Here is a 17,761-nt window from a genome sequence, read left to right as displayed (position 1 = left end):
ACAGGACCGGGGCTCATGGCTGCCCCAGGTTCTCGGCGGCCAGCAGCGGCGCCCACAGGCGGCGGGCCAGGGCGCCGAAACGGGTGGTCTCGCCCGGTTCGCCGTCGGGTGCGGGGGCCGCGAGCAAGTCGTCCAGGCGCGGTGCCGGTCCCCAGATGTAGCGGAGGTGGCGGTCGGTGTGGTCGCCGAATTTGTTGGCACCCGCTGTGTCGCCGCCGAATTCGTGCTCGGCCGCCGCGATCGCGTCGTCGATGCCGCCGCCGCGGAAGCGCCGATCGGCGTAGGCGGCGGTGGCCGTCGGCGCGACGGGGAGGGGTTCGGTGCGGCCGAGATCGCGCAGGCGCACCAGTTCGCGCAGGATCGCCACGGCCGCCGGGGCGTCGGGCGCGGTGAGCGTGGAACGCCAAGCGGGACGGTGGAATTGGCCGCGCCCGGTGGTCACGGCGCGCCACGGGCGGTCCTCGGTGGCCGCCAGCGCCAACAGCGAAACCCACGCCGCCATGCGATGTTTCGGCGCGAGCCGGGAGAACGTGGTGCGCACCAGCGTGTCGGCGCGGACCTCGGGCACGGTGCCGGTGAGCATGCGTCCGCCGCCGAGGTCGATCGCGATGTCCACCGCCCGCGCTTCACCCTCGTAGTCGGGTTGCGAGGCGCGGACCAGCCGGTCCACCGTGTGCTCGACCTCGTCCAGCACCGCCGCGCCGAGCGCGAACGGCGGCAGCGTGCCGCGCCGCCATTCCGCCGCCCGCAGCACCGCCGGATCGGCACCGGTGAGCCGCGCCGCCAGCAGGCGTTCGCCCAGCTCCCATTTCGCGAGGCCGTCCAGTTCGATGGGCAGCCGGTCGGCGATGTCCTCCTCGTGGTCGGGCACGCGCAATCCCAGCCGCTGCCAGAGGAATCCACGCACGGGATGTTCGGCGAAGGCGATCAGATCAGCCAGGGCGACATCGCCCTGATCCGGCATCGGCAGCGGTTCGGCGAGGAACGGCGGACGCGGCGCGGGCGCAGCGCCGGCGGCCACCGCGCCCGCGAGGGCGACCTCGTCGAAGCTGAACGGGTTGTCCGCCAGGAAGTTCCGCCGATCGAACCCTTGCAGGGGATGACGGGTCACGATCTCGCGCATGCCCGCCGCGCCCACGTGCGCCCGCACCGCGTCGAGGACCTCGGCGACCGGGATGGCGGGCGGGCGGTGCGCGCCGGTGATCGGGTCCGCGCCGGTGTGGAAGATCAGCAGCTTCTCCCGCGCCGCGAGCACCGCGTCCAGCAGCAGCTGGCGGTCTTCCGCGCGCGGATCGCGTTCGCCCAGCAGCGGATCGCGGGCCAGCACGTCGTCGCCGTCCACGCCGCCGGTGCGCGGGAAGACGTCGTCGTCCATGCCCAGCAGCACCACCACGCGATGCGGCACCGAGCGCATCGGCACCAGCGTGCACACGGTCAGCTCGCCGGTGCGGAAGTTCGCGCGGGTGGGCCGCGCCGCCAGCCTGCTCGACAGCAGCACCGTCACGTCGGCCAGCCGCAGCGGCGTGTCCCCCGCGTGCTCGGTGGCGGCGGCGATCTCGCGGCGCGCCTCCGTGCGCATCCAGGACTGGCTGTCGGGCACGTCGGTCAGCAGGTCCAGCGCGCGGGCGAGCACGGCCGCCCACTCGTGCGCGGGTCGCGGGCCGCGCAGATCGCGCAGGCACACCGCGAGGCGGTCCACGAATTCGGCGAAGCGGCCGGCCAGGTCCACGTCGTTGCTGTCCACGTCGTCCAGCGGCAGCGCGAGATCGAGCCAGTCCTCGGCGGATTCGTCGGCCGTGACGCCCAGCAGGATACGGTCCACCGCGCCGTTGAGGGTGTTCTGCCCGAAGTCGGCGAGCCCGAACGCCTGGCGCTGGCGCTGCCCGATCCCCCAGCGCGCCCCCGATTCGGCCGCCCACTCGCGCAGCCGCTCGATCGCGTCCTCGTCGAAACCACAACGGCGGCGCACGGTTTCGGCCGCGGCCAGATCCAGCACCTGGGTCACGGTGACCCGCCCGTCGGCCAGTTCGAGCAGCACGGCGATCACGGCCAGCAGCGGATTGGTGACCGACCGATCCCGGTCCGCCAGCCGCACGCGCAGCTGGTGCGCGGGATGCGTTGCCTCCTGCGGACTCTCACCCCCGGAGCGCGCGCCGAACGCCGCGCGCACGAGCGGGGCGTAGGTCTCCACGTCGGGGCACATGATCAGCACGTCGCGTGGTTCGAGGGCGGTGTCGGCGGCGAAGAGCCCGAGCAGGCACTCCCGCAGCACCTCCACCTGTCGCGACGGACCGTGGCAGACGTGCACGCGCACACTGTCGTCGGCGGGGATCGCGGGCGGCGGCCAGGCGTCGTCCCGGATTCCGGCCTGCAACGCCGACAGCAGGGTCGAATGATCTGGTGGCGCAGGGTGATTCGCGTGCTCCACGCTGTCATCCTCGGCAGCCGCCGGGGACGCATTCGAATACCACTCCGGCCCAGCCAGGTTCGCTGCCGACGGGATGTGTTCGTCCGTCGACACCGCCGTCAGGGAGGCGAGGCGCTGCTGGGTCTCTCGAACGTCGCGCGCCAGACCCGACAGTAGGGGGTGCTGGACCAGCGCCGCGGTCTCGTCGTCGGCGCGGGCGATCGCGGGGCGCGCGCCCGACAGGGCCGACCACATGACCGGGCTCGGGTGGGCGAGCCACAGGTGGACGTCGCGGGTGGCGGCGAGCGCGTCCAGCACGGCCAGCTGATCGGTGGGCAGCCGCGTCACGCCGAACAGCGAAAGCCGTTGCGGCAGTTCGACCAGATCGGGTTCGGCGCGCAGCCGGGCGCAGGCCGCGTCGAGCCGCTCGGCCGGGCTGGGCGCGTCGAGCTCGCCGCGCAGCCGCCGCCACAGCTGCGGCTGCCAGGCCAGGTCGCCGGGGATCGGATGGCCCGCGCCGTCGGTGTCGGCCCCGGACGCCCATTCGGTGATCAGCCGGGGCCGCTGCGCGCCGTAGCCCTCGAACAGGCCCGCCAGGTGCGCGGCGGTGGCGTAGCGCCTGCCGAGCCGGTGCTCCCCGCGCGGCGGATCGCCCGCGCCGAGGTGCCGGGCCAGCACCGCGGCCCACGGTTCGGCGGCGGCCGCGTCGACGACCCGCAGCAGCGCCCACACCGCGCGTTCGTGCGCCCACGGATCATCCTGTGCCGCCACGCCGGAACTCGCCGCCAGCACCTCCGCGACCAGCGCGGCAGGCGGGGGGAAACGGATGTTCGCGGCGATGCCGTCGCGGCCGCCGCCCGAGACGCCGAGCACCGCCGACAGATGCTGGGTGAGCCACCGTTCGATGCCCTTCGCGGGCACCGCCACCACCTCCGCCGCGAACGGATCGGGCGGCGGCACGGCCAGCAGCGCCGCGAGCGCGTCCGCCAGGGCGTCGGCGCGCTCGGCCCGGTGGATGTGCAGCGGCATGGCACGTTTATACGCCAGCGACCGGCGCGCAACCCCGCCGCCCCGCCGCCCGAGGCGTGAGCTGGACCACACACCCGCGCGGCGCACGGCCGTGTCGCCGCGATTCTGTCGGACCCCTGTGCCAGAGTGCTCCGCGGGGAGGAAAGGCTGAGCTGCACCGAAAGGCTGGTTCGCGTCATGGATGCGAAGGTGATCCCCCTCGTCCCCACCGGCGGGTTCACGGTCCGCCGCGTAGGCGACCGCTGGGAGTTGGTGAACACGCGTCACTACGGCACCGCCGTCCTGCACACCTGGCCGCGCGAGGAGCACGCCGAAGCCTTCGCCCACTGCTACCGCCTCAACGGCCGCACCGTCGAAGACCTCCGCGCCGCCTTCCGCTGACCGGGGCGCCCTGGGCCCTGTCGCCCATCCAACCGCGTCGACGTCCCCCGCGGGGGGCGCACCAGAGGCCGTTTCCGCCGCCCACACCGAGTCCCACGCCCACGAATTGTCCTGGGACCCACGCCAACGGTGCCCAGGCCTTGCCCAGCCGGCGAGCCGTAGAACTTCCGCCGTACGCGGCGAAACCCCCTGTGGTGCAAGCACGTATCGACCTGGCAATTCGCGGCCATAGGGACTCGAGACGTGCGTCGCGCGCGGCGATGTGCGATCGTCTTCCCTCGTGCGTTACCCCATGGCCGCCACCCGCACCGTTCCGCGCGTGGCCGCATCCGCCTGTGTCCTGGCCGCCGCGGCGATTCTGATCCCGAGCGCGCCCCTCCTGCTGCCCCCCGCCGCGGCCCCCCACGCGCACGCCGCGCCGGGCTGCCGCGACGGTTTCGACTGCGATCTGAGCAACCGGATCGCCAAGGCCGACGCCTACCTGAACTCGCGGCCCGGCGTCACCGGCTACGTGCTGCGCGACCGGGTGACCGGCGGTGTCTACGCCAACCAGCACGCCGAGAATTCGGTGTGGACGGCCTCCACCATCAAGCTGGCCATCGCCGCCGACCTGCTCAACCGGGCGCGCGTCGGCGCCGTCGTGCTCGGCCCCGAGGATCGCGAGCGGATCGAGGCCATGCTGGCCACGTCCAACGACGCCGCCGCCGACCTGCTGTGGAACAAGTACGCGGGCTTCGACCGGATGGCGTTCAACAACGCCTTCCGCGCCAACGGCATGGTCTCGCTCATCCCGCAGCCCACCACCACCGCGATGTTCCCGGACTGGTCCTTCCAGAAGTGCACGGCCGCCGATCTGGACCGGCTGATGGACCACGTCCTCTCCGTCATGCACCCCGACGACCGCAACTACCTGCTGGACCGGATGCGCAACGTCGACTCCAACCAGCACTGGGGCGTCTGGGGCGCGGGCGCGCGGCTGCGCCCGGGCCTCAAGAACGGCTGGTCCGCCGAACAGGGCGGCTGGGTGGTGAACTCGGTCGGCTTCGCGGGCCCCGGCGAGCGCTATACCCTGGCGATCATGACCTCCCTCGGCGGCGAGGGCGGCTACACCGAGGGCGCCGACACCGACACCCGCCTGGCCGAGATCCTGCTCGCGGGCCGCTGACGGACGGACCCGCCCCGGTCACCGCGCGACCGGGGCGGCTCACTCCGCCGCCGGGCCCGCGGTGAGCGACGACCGCGCAACACACCGCCGACACCGATCTCGTCGTGACGCTGCGGGAACGGCAGACTACGGTTGAGGCTTGTCGGTAACCGTTCACGGGGGACGCACCCCGGACCTTCGAGGAGCAGGGCGATGAGCACTCAGTCTGTCGAGAACCGTCGTCACAAGGTGGTGGTGATCGGTTCGGGCTTCGGCGGCCTGTTCGGCACCAAGCATCTCAAGCGCGCCGACGTGGACGTCACCCTCATCTCCAAGACCTCCACCCACCTGTTCCAGCCGCTGCTGTACCAGGTCGCCACCGGCATCCTCTCGGTCGGCGAGATCGCCCCCGCGACCCGCCTGGTGCTGCGCAAACAGAAGAACGCCCAGGTGCTCATGGGCGAGGTCGTCGACATCGACCTGGAGCACAACACGGTCACCTCACGGTTGCTGAACCAGGACACCGTCACCCCGTTCGACAGCCTCATCGTCGCCACCGGCGCCCAGCAGTCCTACTTCGGCAACGACCACTTCGCCACCTACGCGCCGGGCATGAAGACCATCGACGACGCGCTCGAGCTGCGCGGCCGCATCCTCGGCGCGTTCGAGAGCGCCGAGCTGGCCACCACCCAGGAGATGCGCGACCGGCTGCTCACCTTCGTGGTGGTCGGCGCGGGCCCCACCGGCGTGGAGCTGGCGGGGCAGATCGCCGAGCTGTCCGACCGCACGCTGGAGGGGACCTTCCACAACATCGATCCGCGCGACGCGCGGGTCATCCTCATCGAGGGCGCGGGCGCGGTGCTCGGCCCGATGGGCCCGAAGCTGGGCGGCAAGGCGCAGCGCAGGCTGGAGAAGATGGGCGTGGAGATCCAGCTCAACGCGATGGTCACCGATATCGACGCGCACGGCGTGACGGTGAAGGACGCCGACGGCACCCTGCGGCGCATCGAGTCCTCCTGCAAGGTGTGGTCGGCGGGCGTGCAGGCCAGCCCGCTGGGCAAGATGCTGGCCGAGCGTTCCGAGGGCACCGAGGTGGACCGCGCCGGGCGCGTGATCGTCGAACCCGACCTCACCATCAAGGGTCACCCGAACGTCTTCGTGGTCGGCGATCTGATGTCGGTGCCCGACGTGCCGGGTCAGGCGCAGGGCGCGATCCAGGGCGCCACCTACGCCGCCAAGCAGATCAAGGCCGGGCTCAAGGGCCAGACGCCCGAGCAGCGCAAGCCGTTCAAGTACTTCAACAAGGGCAGCATGGCCACGGTGTCGCGGTTCAGCGCCGTGTGCCAGGTGGGCAAGCTGGAGTTCGGCGGGTTCATCGCCTGGCTGGCCTGGCTGGCGCTGCACCTGTACTACCTGGTGGGCTACCGCAGCCGGATCATCACGGTGATCCAGTGGTTCGTCACCTTCCTCGGGCGCACCCGCGGCCAGATGGCCGCCACCGAGCAGTGGGTGTTCGCGCGCCTGGCGCTGGAACAGGTCGCCGAGGACCAGGAGGACGCCGACGAACTCGCCGCCGCCCTCGGCGCGCCGCCCGCGGGCAACGGGCGCGCCCCCGGCAAGGCCGCACCCGATCGCGCCGTCTCCTGATTTAGCTATCTACCAGCAATTATTCCTCTCGCCCACGCCACCAATCCGGGTGCGGCTCGGGTCCGAATGTCGGACGTCGAGCAAGTCCCCCGGAAGAAAGGTGAGTATGGGCACCGGTAAGCACAGAGCTCCCAGCGCACAGCGCCAAAAGGTGGGCTCGATGGTGGCGGTGGGCGCGGTCCCGCTGGTGCTGGCGTTGGTCGGCACCGGCACCGCGAACGCCGAGCCCGCCCGGTCGGCCACCGTCAACCAGCCCGAACGGGAAGCCTCCTGGCCGCCGGCCGAGGCCCCCAACGTCCGGCCGTACGAAGGACTGCGGATCCCGGACAACACGCACAGCTCGCTCCAGTGGTCGCGACCCGCCCCGGACAAGAGCTACCTGGCTCCGGTCGGCGTGCTGCACCCGCCGGTGCCGGTGGCCCCGGTGCCGCCGATCGCGCCGCCGCCGGGACAGTTCCGGTTCGGCGACGTCACGCTGCCCGCGCCGGATTGGATCGACCGCGAGCAGGCCATCCAGATCAACGACAACGCCGCGATGGCCGAGGCCAACCTGGCGACGTTCCTGGACTCCATCGGGATGGAGCGCAGCCGGTCCGACCGCATAGCGGGACAGACCATCGGCACCGCGGCCCAGGGTGCCGTCGTGGGTGCGGCGGCCGCCGCGCCGCTCGCGCTCACCGGCGCCATGGTGGGCGGCGTGGCCGGACTCGTGGCGGGGTTGCCGCTGCTGCCCGTCGGCCTGGTCGCGGGCCCGATGCTGGGTGCCGCGGTGGGCGCCGCCGTCGTCACGGTTCCGGCCGCCGCGGTCGGGGCGGCGGCCGGAGCGGCCGTCGGCGCGGTCTCCGCGTTCAACGCACCTTCGCGGGTTGTCGACGCCTGAGCGCTGGATTCCGGTGCTCAGCGGTGACCTCCGGGACGCGGGCGGGTGGCCGGCGATCACGCCGGGCGCCCGCCCGCGTTCTCGAAGCAGGGCAATCGGCCGGCTACCCGAGCGGGCCGGTAGGTAGTTCTACCCGCGCCGCCGCGTAGAAGCACAGCGGCGCAGGACTTTTCGATACGGCACGATAGGGCGATGGCAACACCCCCGACCCGGCCGGTCTCCCCCGTCGAATGGATCGCGCGGATCGTCGCGCTCGTCGTCCTCGTGCCCTTGCGCGTGCTCTGGGAAGGGCTGCGGTTGGTCGGCCGCGGCGCGGCCGCCGCCGTCGTCTACTTCGTCGCGGAGCTGTTGATCCCGGTCGCGCGGTTCTTCTGGTACTGGATGATCCGCCCGCTCTGGTTGTTCCTCAAGGATTTCGTGTGGGGGTGGCTGCTACAGCAGGTGCTGTGGGGGTTGGTGCTGACGCCCCTGATCGCCCTGCTGCTCGACTTCGTCCTGCGGCCTCTGCGCCGCGCCGTCGAGGAATGGCTGTGGCGGCGCGTGCTGCGTCCCGCGCTCACCTGGGTGTGGACGACGGTGCTGTGGCCCACGCTGAAGGTGCTCGCCTTGGTCGCGGCGTGGTTGGCCGACCAGCTGATCGTCCGGCCGCTCACCGCGTTGTGGCGCTGGGTGATTCAGCCGCTGTGGCGACTGCTGCGCACCGTGCTGACCTACGCGTGGGAGGTCGCGACCGTCATCGTCGGGATCCTCGTCGTCACGCCGTGCCGGGCGCTCTACCGGTATGTGTTGCGCCCGGTGCTGGCGGCGTTCGCGGCCGTGTGGGTCGCGGTGGTGGTGCGCCCGCTGCGCTGGGTCCACGCGCATGTCCTGTCGCCCGTGAACAAATGGGCGGCCGAGATCCTCAACACCGTCTTCGCGCGCTGAGGACCCGCCTCAGTCCGCGGCCGCCGAAACCTTCTGCGCCCCTTCGACCTCGGCAGACTCCACGACACCGGGCGCGCGGCGGGTCGACACCCACGCGGCCGCGGCCATGAGCAGGAGCAGGCCCGCGCCCACCGTGGTCGCGACGTGCATGCCGTCGACGAACGACTGCCGCGCGCTGTGCACCAGAACCTCGTCGCCGCTCGCGCGCTGCAAGGTCTCGCCCAGCGTCGGCGCGTAGTCGCCGCCGGAGCGGAAGATCAGGGCGGCCAGCGAGCCGAGCAGCGCCAGGCCGAGCGCGTTGCCCAGTTCGAAACTCGTCTCGGAGATGCTCACCGCCGACCCGGCGCGCGCGGGCGGCACCGAGGACACGGCGACCTCCGAGACCAGGGTGAACACCACGCCGTAGCCGATGCCGGCGATGGTCGAGCCGGCCACGTACCAGCCGATGCCGCCGTCCACGCCCACGCCGAGCAGCAGCATGTTGCCCAGCGCGGCCGCCAGCAGGGCCAGCACGAACGTCGCGCGGGTGCCCAGCGCCGCGGCCACCCGCGCGCCGCCCATGGAGAACACGAACACCGCCACGGCCATCGGGATCCCGAGCAGCGCCGCGGCCAGCGGGTCGCGCCCGGTGACCGACTGCAAGTAGACGCTGGTGAGGTAGCTCAGCGCGGCCAGCGAGATCATGCCGACGAGGCTGGACCCGATGGCGACGCGGAACTGCGGGCGGGCGAACAGCTTCAGATCCAGCAGCGGATCGTCGAGCACGCGCTGCCTGCGCACGAACGCCACCAGCACCGCGACGCCGAGCGCGCCGACGACGATGCCCTCGGCGTCCAGGCCGACCGACGCGGCGTGCTTCACCGCGTACACCACCGGCAGGATGCCGCCGATCGACAGGGCGACGCTGGGCAGGTCGAGCGGGCCGCGCGCCCCCGCGCGGTGCTCGGGCAGCAGCAGCGGGCCGAACACGAGCAGGATCAGCAGTACCGGCAGGTTGATGAGAAACACCGAGCCCCACCAGAAGTGGTGCAGCAGGAACCCACCGAGGATCGGGCCCACGGCCGAACCGCCCGCGAAGAACGCCGTCCACACGCCGATCGCCGCGGCGCGCTGGCGGGTGTCGGTGAAAAGGTTGGAGATGAGGGCGAGGCTGGAGGGCAGCAGGGTCGCACCGCCCACGCCCATCAGGGCGCGCGCGGCGATCAGCACGGGCGCGCTCGGCGCGAACGCGGCCAGCACCGACGCGATGCCGAACAGCGTGGCGCCCGCCAGCAGGATATTGCGCCTGCCGATGCGGTCGCCCAGGTTGCCCATGGTGATGAGCAAGCCCGCGATGAGGAAGCCGTAGATGTCGAGAATCCAGAGTTGTTGCGCGGCCGAGGGATCCAGGTCGACGGTGAGCGTCGGCATGGCCAGGAACAGCACCGACATGTCCATCGAGACCAGCAACACCGGCAGCACCAGCACCGCGAGTCCCAGCCAGGCCCGCCGCGAGCCCGCCTCCACTGCGTTCATCTGTGTTCCGAATCCTCTCCCGTGTCCCGCGTACGGCGTACGCATGCGCCGGGGTACAGTGTACGCATCCGGGCCCGGAATCGAAAGTGAGTCATGGGATGACCGAGCCGAAGCTGCACCGCGCGGCGATCGTGGACACCGCGATCGCCCTCGCCGACACCGAGGGGCTGGACGCGCTGTCCATGCGCCGCATCGCCGACCGCCTGGGCGTGGGCGCCATGTCGCTGTACCGCCACCTGGCCAACAAGGACGAGCTCATCGCCGCGATGACCGACGAGATCACGCGCAGGCACCCCTACCCCGATCCGGCCGGCACCGGCTGGACCTGGCGCGACCGGGTGCGCATCGCCGCCGAGGTGGACTGGGCGCTGTACCGCGAACACCCGTGGGTGCTGCTCACGTTCGCCATGCCCCGCTACAGCTTCGGCCCCTACTCCATGGACGCGCTGGCCTGGCTGGTCGAGGGTTTCCGCGAGTTGGACGTGTCCCCGCGCGAGGCCATGCAGATGGCGTTCACCGTGTGGAACTACATCTCCGGCGCCACGCTGCCGTACGTCAGCTCGTCGCTGGTCACCAGCAAAGGCATCCAGCCCGACGGGCACAACGGGCTGCGCGCGCTGCTCGACGGCACCCCGCTCAACCCGGTGCCGCCCGCGCTGGCCGAACTCGAGGGCGCGGGGGTGAGCGATCTCACCTCCGAGGACCTGCTGTTCTCCGGGCTGGAGGCGCTGTGCGACGGGTTCGCCGCGCGGGTTGCCGCGCGCACCCGCTGATCGGCCGAAATTCGGTGGAGCGCGGTCGTCGCGGCCGCCTACGCTGCGCCCCATGACCGAACACACCGGACTGCTGAACGTGGTCGACGTCGAGGCCACGTGCTGGGACGGGCCGGTGCCCGCGGGCGCCGCGCACGAGATCATCGAAATCGGGCTCACCGTGGTCGATCTCGGCGCGGGCGCGCGAATCGCCAAGCACCGCATCCTGGTTCGGCCCGAACGCAGCGCGGTGAGCGAGTTCTGCACCGAGCTCACGGGACTCACGCAGGACGAGGTCGACGGCGGGGTGCCCTTCGCCGAGGCCTGCCGAATTCTCGCCGCCGACCACGACGCCGGCGCGCGGCCCTGGGCCAGCTGGGGCGATTACGACCGCAAGCAGTTCACGGCGCAGTGCGCCACGACCGGCACCGCCTACCCGTTCGGCGCCCGGCACACCAACGCCAAACTCGTGTTCACCGAGGCGCACGGGCTGCGCCGCCGCCCGGGGATGGCGCAAGCGCTCGAGATCGCCGGGCTGCCGCTGGAGGGCCGCCACCACCGCGGCGAGGACGACGCGTGGAACATCGCCGCGCTCGTGCTGCGGCTGCGCGAGCGCGGCGCGTGGCGGGTGACTTCCGACGGCGTGCGCTAGCCGGACACCACCGCGAAAGCGAAACCGTCCCAGCCCTTCTGGCCGACGGTCTGCACCACCGTCGCGTCCAGCCGCGGTTCGGCGGCGAGCAGTTCCACGAGCTCCCGGCTGGCTCGCACGGCCGGGTCCGCCGAGGCCGGATCGGCCACCGCGCCGCCGCGCACCACGTTGTCCACCACGATCACCGCGCCGGGACGGGTGAGCCGCAGCGCCCAGTTCACGTAGTTGGAGTTGTTGACCTTGTCGGCGTCGATGAACACCAGGTCGAACGGTTCACCGCCCTCGGCCTCCAGCACGGGCAGGCTGTCCAGCGCCGCGCCGACCCGGATGTCGACCCGCTCGCCCACGCCGGCGCGGTCCAGGTTCTCGCGCGCGACTTTCGCGTGCTCGGGTTGGAATTCGAGCGTCACCACCCGGCCGGACGGGCCGACCGCCCGCGCCAGCCAGAGGGTGCTGAATCCGCCGAGGGTGCCGATCTCGAGCACCCGGCGCGCACCGGTCGAGCGCGCCAGCAGCGACAGGAACTTGCCCTGTGCCGCGGACACATCGATCGCGGGCAGGCCCGCGGCGGCATTGGCCGCCAGCGCGGCGGCGGTGTCGGGATCGCGCACCAGGTGGTCCACCAGGTAGCTGTCCACGTCGGCCCAGTCAGGTGTCGTCATACTCCGCAGTCTGCCACCGGTGGCGCGGCCCGGCCCCGATCACGCGGTCGCCGAGACCTGCTCGATCTGCACGATCGCCGCGATGGCCTGCGTGGCAGCCGAAGCCAGCGATTTCAGATCGAAGATCGCCGAAAACAGCTTGCGCAACAGATTCGACACCTGGAGGCTGGCCGCGCTGATGCCGAAGGTCGCCCGCGCCGCCGCCGCGAAGGATCCGGTGCCGACCGTCGCCAGGATGATGATGGTGACCTCCACCAGCAGCCCGGCCAGCGCCGAGAGGATGTCGACGATCGCGCCGCGCACCGCCTCGACCAGCTTGCCCATCTTCTCGTTCAGCGTCCCCAGCACCGCGGCGAGCGCGGCCAGGCCGCCGATCGAGTTCATGTACTCGCCCGCGCGGGTGCGGTAGGCCAGCGCGGTCTCCCCCGTCCAGCCCGCGGTGCCCGACGCGACCTCGGCGTCCCAGGCGCTCGCCACCTCCTTCAGGCGCTCGGCGATGTTCTCCCAGGACTTCGAATACGCCTCGACCATGCCGGGATTGCCCGCCAGCGAGTCCAGCGCCTTGCGCATCGGCTCCACGTGCTCGAGCATCCAGCCCATCAGCTGGCCGCCCAGGAAGTTGAAGGGATCCAGGTACTTGCCGCCTGCGATCGATTCAGCCAGGCTCACCGCCGAGGACGCGACCGAGAACGCCTTGAACACACCGTCGAGCTGCTCGCCGCTGGTGAACAGATGGAACGCCTCGAAACTGTCGCCGAGGACGGTGCCGGACAGGATGCCCGCGTTCGCGTCGTCCTCGCCCTGGGCGCCGGTGGGCTTGCCCAGGTTGCTGTGCAGGAACGCCCGCTCCTGGTAGTACTCCTCGCGGAAGTCGGTGCTCTCCTCCAGCAACTCGTTGTCGGGGCGTTCGGCGTCGTCGAACAGCAGATTGGGCACGCTGATCGGCGCCTCGTTGAGGAACCGGCCGACGGGGGTCTGCTCGCTCACGCCGCACCGCCGATCTGAGCGCGCTGCTTGTCCAGGGCGCCCTTGCGCGCCGCGTCCTGCTCCTCGAACACGTCGGCGGCCTGGCGCAGCTTCTGCGGCAGCGCCGCGACCGCGGCGCTGTAGTGGCGCAGGCCCGCGACGATGTCCTCGTGCTTCGGGTTCAGGATCGACTGCGCGTAGGGGCGGACGAGCAGGCCGTACCCGTCGTCGGCCTGTGCCAGATAGGCGGCGGCCTCCAGCGCCTGCGCCAACCCCTCGCTGATGGTCTCCACCCGTTTCGCGTGCTCGCGCGCCCGCTCGGGGTCGACGTTCACCTCGGCCATCGCCACGGACGATCACCCTCCTCGTTCCCGGAACGCCGCCGCGGCGGCGCGGTCGCCGACGACGACCTATGAACTTGGACGCCGCCGAGTCGAATCCGGTTCCCTCGAATTCGAGGCGATCACTCCAGCCAGGATTTGCGGCGGTAGTAGAGGTCGTCGTCGTCCGGCTCGTCCGGGGTGACGGTGTGGTCCCGGTCGGGCTTGCGGGTGCCGGGGGCCGGCGCGGCCGGGGGCGGCGGCGTGAACGCGGCGGGCGGGGTGTATTCCGGTTCGGGCGGGGTGGGCGGCGCGGCCGGGGCCTCCGGTGCCACATCGGGGAACCGCTCGGCGTACTGGCCGACGATGCTCTGGCCCGCGGCGTCGTCGCCGACCGCCGCGTGCACCATATCGGTCACCTGGACGCGCAACTTGGCCTGCGCGCGCTTGGTGCACGCCATGAGTTCGCTCGCCACCGCCGCCGGGTCCATCCCGCGGGTCGCGGGGGCCAGCGAGATGGCGGTGGTCACGCCGTTGGCGTCCACCGTGACACTGATCCGGTTGTCGGCGGAGGTCTCGGTGACCGACACGGCCGCCATCCGGCCGTGCAGTTCCTGGTACTTCTCGGCCGTGCGCTGCAGATTCTCGGCCCACCGGGCCAGATCGTCGGCGGCCTGGGCCGGATCGTTGCTCAGCATTCGCGTCCCCTTCCACGCTTGCGACAGCGGTGTCGTCCCGGAAAGCGATGCGCCGCCCCCGAGTTCGCCGGAACTTTACCGGCCGCGCGGCTCGCCGGGACGCACGGGTCAGTCCCGCTCGGGCAGGTTCTGCAACCGCACCTGGCCGCGCGCCACGACGCGCTGCTGCTCGTCGGTGATCACGACCTGCCACAGCTGCTGGGTGCGGCCCTGGTGCACCGGGACGGCCTCGCCGGTGAGGGTGCCCTCGCGCACGGCGCGCAGGAAGTCGGTGTTGTTGTTGACGCCGACGACGGTGCCGCGCTCGCCGTACCAGATGCCGCCGCCGATGCTGGCCAGCGTCTCGATGACGGTGCAGTAGACGCCGCCGTTCTGGATGCCCGCGGGCTGGTAGAGATGCGGCTTCACGACCCATTCACCGCGCACCCGGTCCGGTGCGAGTTCGGTGTAGCGCAGTCCGATCAGATCGGCGAAGGTGCCCTCGCTGACCTTGTTCATGAGCTCCGGGGTGAGGTCGGCCATCGAGCGCACGTCGCCGTTGTCGTGTTCCGTCATGGGTCCAGCTTTACACCCGACGAACCGGATCGCCGCGCCGACCCTGGCGTGGGCGGCCGAACCGGTGACCCACGGTCGGGAAACACCGCGTGCATGTCTCCGATCCCGTTGGTGAACAAGGGTTTCCGGTGTGGCATCCGCGTGCCACGGCGCCGCACGCACGGCCCGACACGCCGTCCGATCCGACCTGTTGTCAACTTAGGTAAGCCTGACCTATACTCAGAACCGGCGTCAGGATCGAGCGAGGTCCCGAGGGCTGCGGCGACCCCGGTCCACTGCCGCGGAGGGCTCCACCACGGTGGGGCCCTCCGCTTTCTTTTCTCCCTCCGCTCCCTCTCGATCGGCTGATGGCGACCGCTCCGCGCACGCCGGCACCTTCGCGCCGATGCCGAACGGCGAGCGCATCGGCCCCGGCGCCACCATCTCGCGGAACGGTGGGCACGCGATCATCTCACGCGCGCCGGCCCGCCGAGGGAGCCGAACGTGTCGCGTAGGCCTCCGGCACCGTCGCCTCGGGCGTCAGACGCCCGAGGGCCAAGCTCCCCGACAACGGGTCCCCGGCGGCAACGCGTTCGCCGGAGCGCGTCGACCGCCGCTCCGCACCCGACCGGCGCTTCATGCCCCAGCTATGAGGGGCAGCCGCAGCACGAACCGCGCGCCGCCGCCGGTACGCCCCCGGCACTCGATCCTCCCCCGATGCGCCGCAACGGTTTCCGCGACGAGCGCGAGTCCGATGCCGGTGCCCGACGCGGTCCCGCGTCCGGTGCGCACGGTCGCGAAACGCTCGAAGATCCGGGTGCGGTCGGCCGCGGGCACGCCCGGACCGGCGTCGTCCACGGTGATCACCGCGTGCTCGCCGTCGCGCGCGGCGTACACGGCCACCACGCCCGCCCCGTGGCGCACCGCGTTGTCGACCAGATTGCCCACGGCGCGTTCCAGTTCCAGTTTCCGGCCCTCGACCACCACCTCGTCGATCACGTGCAGCAGCGTGGCGTCCAGGCCCCGCACGGCGAGGGTGTGGGTGAGCAGCTCGCGCAGCGCGAGCGGTTCCACATCGGAGCGGTGGATGCCCGCCTCGGCGCGCGCCAGCGCGAGCAGATCCTCCAGCAACTGCCGCAGGTGGTCCACCTCGGCGGTGACGAGATCCAGTGCCCGGCGGGGACGTTCGGGCAGATCGTCCGCGTGGCGGGCGAGCACCGCCACGCTCGCGGTCAACGTCGTGAGCGGCGTGCGCAATTCGTGGCCGATGTCGGAGACCAGCCTGCGCTCGCGCCGGATCCGGTCCTGCAGGTCGTCCACCATGGCGTTGAACGCGTCCACGGTGACCGACAGGTCCCGGTCGTCGGTGGCGGGCAGCCGGATCTCGTGCTCACCCGAGGAGATGCGCGCGGCCGTGCGCGCCACCTGGCGCAGCGGGTCCAGCGCGTGCCTGCTGACCCACATGCCCAGCGCCGCACCGATTCCCGCCGCCACCAGACCGCAGATCAGCAGGTAGTCGCGCCCGGCCAGCAGCATGGTGACCACCAGCACCAGCGCCACCAGGCACGCGCTCAGCGCGAACGCGAACACCACCCGCCCGCGCAGACTGCGCGGCCGCCAGACCGGGCGTGCCCGCCCGACCTCACCGCCGCCCGATTCCGGCGCGTTCACGCCTGGACATCGAGCCGGTAGCCGAGCCCGCGCACGGTGACGACCAGCCGTGGATCCGAGGGGTCCTGTTCGATCTTGGTGCGCAGGCGGCGCAGGTGCACGTCGACGATGCGCTCGTCGCCGAAGAAGCCGCGATCCCACACTCGTTCCAGCAGCACCGGGCGGCTCAGCACGAAGCCGGGGTTCTCGGCGAGTTCGGACAGCAGCCGGAACTCCGTCAGAGTCAGGTGCAGATCCTCGCCCGCCAGCTGGACGGCACCGCGCTGCGGCGAGAGCACCAGGTGCCGCGCGGCGTCCAGCACGACATCCTGCGAGGCCTCCCGCTCGGCGGTCAGGCCGGCGCGCCTGCGCAGGGCCCGCATGCGCGCGGTGATCTCCTTGACCTCGAACGGCTTGGTGACGAAGTCGTCGGCACCCGCCTCCAGGGCGGCCACCACGTCGTGGGTGTCGTCGCGCGCGCTGACCACGATGATCGGCACCTCGTGGTCGCGGCGGATCTCCCGGATGCAGGTGAAGCCGTCCATCCCGTCGAGCACCAGGTCGATGATCATCAGATCGGGCGCCCCGTGGTCACGCACGTGATCCAGGGCGCTCTCCGCGGCCTCGGCCTCGGTCACGTCGTAGCCTTCGTCCTCCATGGCCAGCCGCAGCGCGGCCCGCACCCGGTCGTCGTCCTCCACGATCAGCAACCGCGTGGTCATCGCCCTCCTCGCTCGCACGCCGAGCACCCGCGGCCACCCTCGCGGTGGCCCGGGCTCGGCGCCGGGCGCCGGGCTCGGCCGTTTCAGCCAGCGCGCAGGGTACCCGGCCGGGGTGAACGGGACACGTCCAGCGACACCACGTTCGCGGCGCGGCGCACGGGCAGACCGCGCTCCTCCATCGCGAGCAGCAGGCCTTGGCCGCGGCGGGCGCCGTCCTCGCGGTCGGTGCGCGCGAGCTCGGGCACGTAGGTGGCGGCACCGACGAGGGATTCGCCGACCAGCGACCAGAACCGGCGCGCGCTCAGCCCCGAGCACCGGCTCAGGCCGTGCTGGATGAGCGAGAGCGAAGGCTCGCAGCGGTGTGCCAGCCACACGAACATCGCGCGCTCGCAGGGCAGGGTCACCACACCGGGTTCACCGGCGAGGTGGTCGCCGTCGATCACGCGGATCGCGGTGTCCTCCAGGCCCGCCCAGTCGATGCCGCCGTCGTTGTCGTTGTGGATCCAGAGATTCTCCAGGCCCGGATCCCAGGCCTTGCCCTCCGCGACCAGCAGCGCCGCGACGCGGCCGACCACGGCGTGGATCAGCGCGGTCGCCACCACCTCGGCGGCCGTGTCGGCCCGGATCATCTCGGCGGCGTGCCTGCGGTACATCAATTCGATGCGACCCTCGCGCAGCCCTTCGGACAGCTTCCACCAGCGGCGTTTGCCCTGCTCGTTCATCGGCGCGACGGCGTAGACCCGGGGGTGGTCGGGTTGCAGCGCGCGCAGCCGGTTACCGGCGCGCGTGAACGCCACATCGGTCGTGCGGACCGAACGGGTGGGTAGTGGCTCGAGCATCGAACCTCCTCGGGTGCGCTCATGGGGTCCGTTCGCAAG

General features: G+C 71.9%; 17 protein-coding genes. 7 read left to right on the top strand and 10 right to left on the bottom strand.

Features of this window, described 5'->3' with window-relative positions; genetic code table 11:
• Window positions 1-13 precede the first annotated feature (13 nt).
• Window positions 14-3,436: an exodeoxyribonuclease V subunit gamma gene (recC, locus tag DFR74_RS06780; RefSeq protein WP_113974994.1), complete on the bottom strand. Its 3,423-nt coding sequence runs from the start codon at window positions 3,434-3,436 to the stop codon at window positions 14-16.
• Window positions 3,437-3,613: 177 nt separating this feature from the next.
• Here recC and DFR74_RS06775 point away from each other — a divergent pair, with 177 nt between their 5' ends.
• The 5 genes from DFR74_RS06775 to DFR74_RS06755 all read left to right on the top strand — a co-directional run bounded on the left by DFR74_RS06775 (window position 3,614) and on the right by DFR74_RS06755 (window position 8,412).
• The gene (locus DFR74_RS06775; RefSeq protein WP_067502197.1) at window positions 3,614-3,817 is read left to right on the top strand and encodes a hypothetical protein; all 204 of its coding nucleotides are present in this window, start codon (window positions 3,614-3,616) and stop codon (window positions 3,815-3,817) included.
• 319 nt (window positions 3,818-4,136) lie between these two features.
• Window positions 4,137-4,982: a class A beta-lactamase-related serine hydrolase gene (locus tag DFR74_RS06770; protein WP_233444433.1), complete on the top strand. Its 846-nt coding sequence runs from the start codon at window positions 4,137-4,139 to the stop codon at window positions 4,980-4,982.
• A gap of 192 nt (window positions 4,983-5,174) precedes the next feature.
• A complete protein-coding gene (locus DFR74_RS06765) occupies window positions 5,175-6,608 on the top strand; it encodes an NAD(P)/FAD-dependent oxidoreductase (protein WP_067502200.1) in 1,434 nt (477 codons plus the stop codon).
• Window positions 6,609-6,768: 160 nt separating this feature from the next.
• On the top strand, window positions 6,769-7,488 hold the full coding sequence (locus DFR74_RS06760) for a hypothetical protein (protein ID WP_084537253.1): 720 nt from the start codon (window positions 6,769-6,771) through the stop codon (window positions 7,486-7,488).
• Window positions 7,489-7,680: 192 nt separating this feature from the next.
• Entirely contained in the window at window positions 7,681-8,412 is a 732-nt protein-coding gene (locus DFR74_RS06755; protein ID WP_067502208.1) for a hypothetical protein, read from the top strand.
• Between the two features lie 9 nt (window positions 8,413-8,421).
• On the opposite strand, the gene DFR74_RS06750 is transcribed toward DFR74_RS06755, so the two are convergent.
• Entirely contained in the window at window positions 8,422-9,927 is a 1,506-nt protein-coding gene (locus DFR74_RS06750; RefSeq protein ID WP_067502211.1) for an MFS transporter, read from the bottom strand.
• Window positions 9,928-10,025: 98 nt separating this feature from the next.
• Here DFR74_RS06750 and DFR74_RS06745 point away from each other — a divergent pair, with 98 nt between their 5' ends.
• Together DFR74_RS06745 and DFR74_RS06740 are read left to right on the top strand one after the other, a co-directional pair.
• Window positions 10,026-10,700, top strand: a complete 675-nt coding sequence (locus tag DFR74_RS06745) for a TetR/AcrR family transcriptional regulator (RefSeq protein ID WP_067502218.1) — start codon at window positions 10,026-10,028, stop codon at window positions 10,698-10,700.
• A gap of 52 nt (window positions 10,701-10,752) precedes the next feature.
• Window positions 10,753-11,331 (top strand): 3'-5' exonuclease, encoded by a 579-nt coding sequence (locus DFR74_RS06740; RefSeq protein WP_067502220.1) that lies wholly within the window; start codon window positions 10,753-10,755, stop codon window positions 11,329-11,331.
• Here the strand turns inward: DFR74_RS06740 and DFR74_RS06735 are convergent.
• The 8 genes from DFR74_RS06735 to DFR74_RS06700 form a co-directional block, all read right to left on the bottom strand.
• Window positions 11,328-11,993, bottom strand: a complete 666-nt coding sequence (locus DFR74_RS06735; RefSeq protein WP_067502223.1) for an O-methyltransferase — start codon at window positions 11,991-11,993, stop codon at window positions 11,328-11,330. The genes DFR74_RS06740 and DFR74_RS06735 overlap by 4 nt on opposite strands.
• Before the next feature lie 39 nt (window positions 11,994-12,032).
• Window positions 12,033-12,980 carry a WXG100 family type VII secretion target gene (locus DFR74_RS06730; RefSeq protein WP_067502228.1) on the bottom strand — a complete coding sequence of 316 codons (948 nt, stop codon included), beginning with the start codon at window positions 12,978-12,980 and terminating at the stop codon, window positions 12,033-12,035.
• Window positions 12,977-13,303: a type VII secretion target gene (locus tag DFR74_RS06725; protein ID WP_113974993.1), complete on the bottom strand. Its 327-nt coding sequence runs from the start codon at window positions 13,301-13,303 to the stop codon at window positions 12,977-12,979. Before DFR74_RS06725 ends, DFR74_RS06730 begins: the two co-directional genes overlap by 4 nt.
• 119 nt (window positions 13,304-13,422) lie before the next feature.
• Window positions 13,423-13,977, bottom strand: a complete 555-nt coding sequence (locus tag DFR74_RS06720) for a YbaB/EbfC family nucleoid-associated protein (RefSeq protein ID WP_067502236.1) — start codon at window positions 13,975-13,977, stop codon at window positions 13,423-13,425.
• Between the two features lie 108 nt (window positions 13,978-14,085).
• Entirely contained in the window at window positions 14,086-14,532 is a 447-nt protein-coding gene (locus tag DFR74_RS06715) for a PaaI family thioesterase (protein WP_228788440.1), read from the bottom strand.
• A 615-nt stretch (window positions 14,533-15,147) separates the two neighbouring features.
• Window positions 15,148-16,182, bottom strand: coding sequence for a sensor histidine kinase (locus DFR74_RS06710; protein WP_067502239.1), 1,035 nt, complete (start codon window positions 16,180-16,182; stop codon window positions 15,148-15,150).
• A complete protein-coding gene (locus tag DFR74_RS06705) occupies window positions 16,179-16,883 on the bottom strand; it encodes a response regulator transcription factor (protein ID WP_067502242.1) in 705 nt (234 codons plus the stop codon). The genes DFR74_RS06710 and DFR74_RS06705 overlap by 4 nt, the downstream gene beginning before the upstream one ends.
• Before the next feature lie 83 nt (window positions 16,884-16,966).
• Window positions 16,967-17,722, bottom strand: coding sequence for a hypothetical protein (locus tag DFR74_RS06700; protein ID WP_067502244.1), 756 nt, complete (start codon window positions 17,720-17,722; stop codon window positions 16,967-16,969).
• Window positions 17,723-17,761: the final 39 nt, after the last annotated feature.

Origin of the sequence: Nocardia puris (genome assembly GCF_003315035.1) — a bacterium.
GTDB classification, from domain to species: Bacteria; Actinomycetota; Actinomycetes; order Mycobacteriales; family Mycobacteriaceae; genus Nocardia; species Nocardia puris.
The sequence above is the reverse complement of the archived record's forward strand: the minus strand, read 5'-3'. Positions and strand labels throughout refer to the sequence as shown.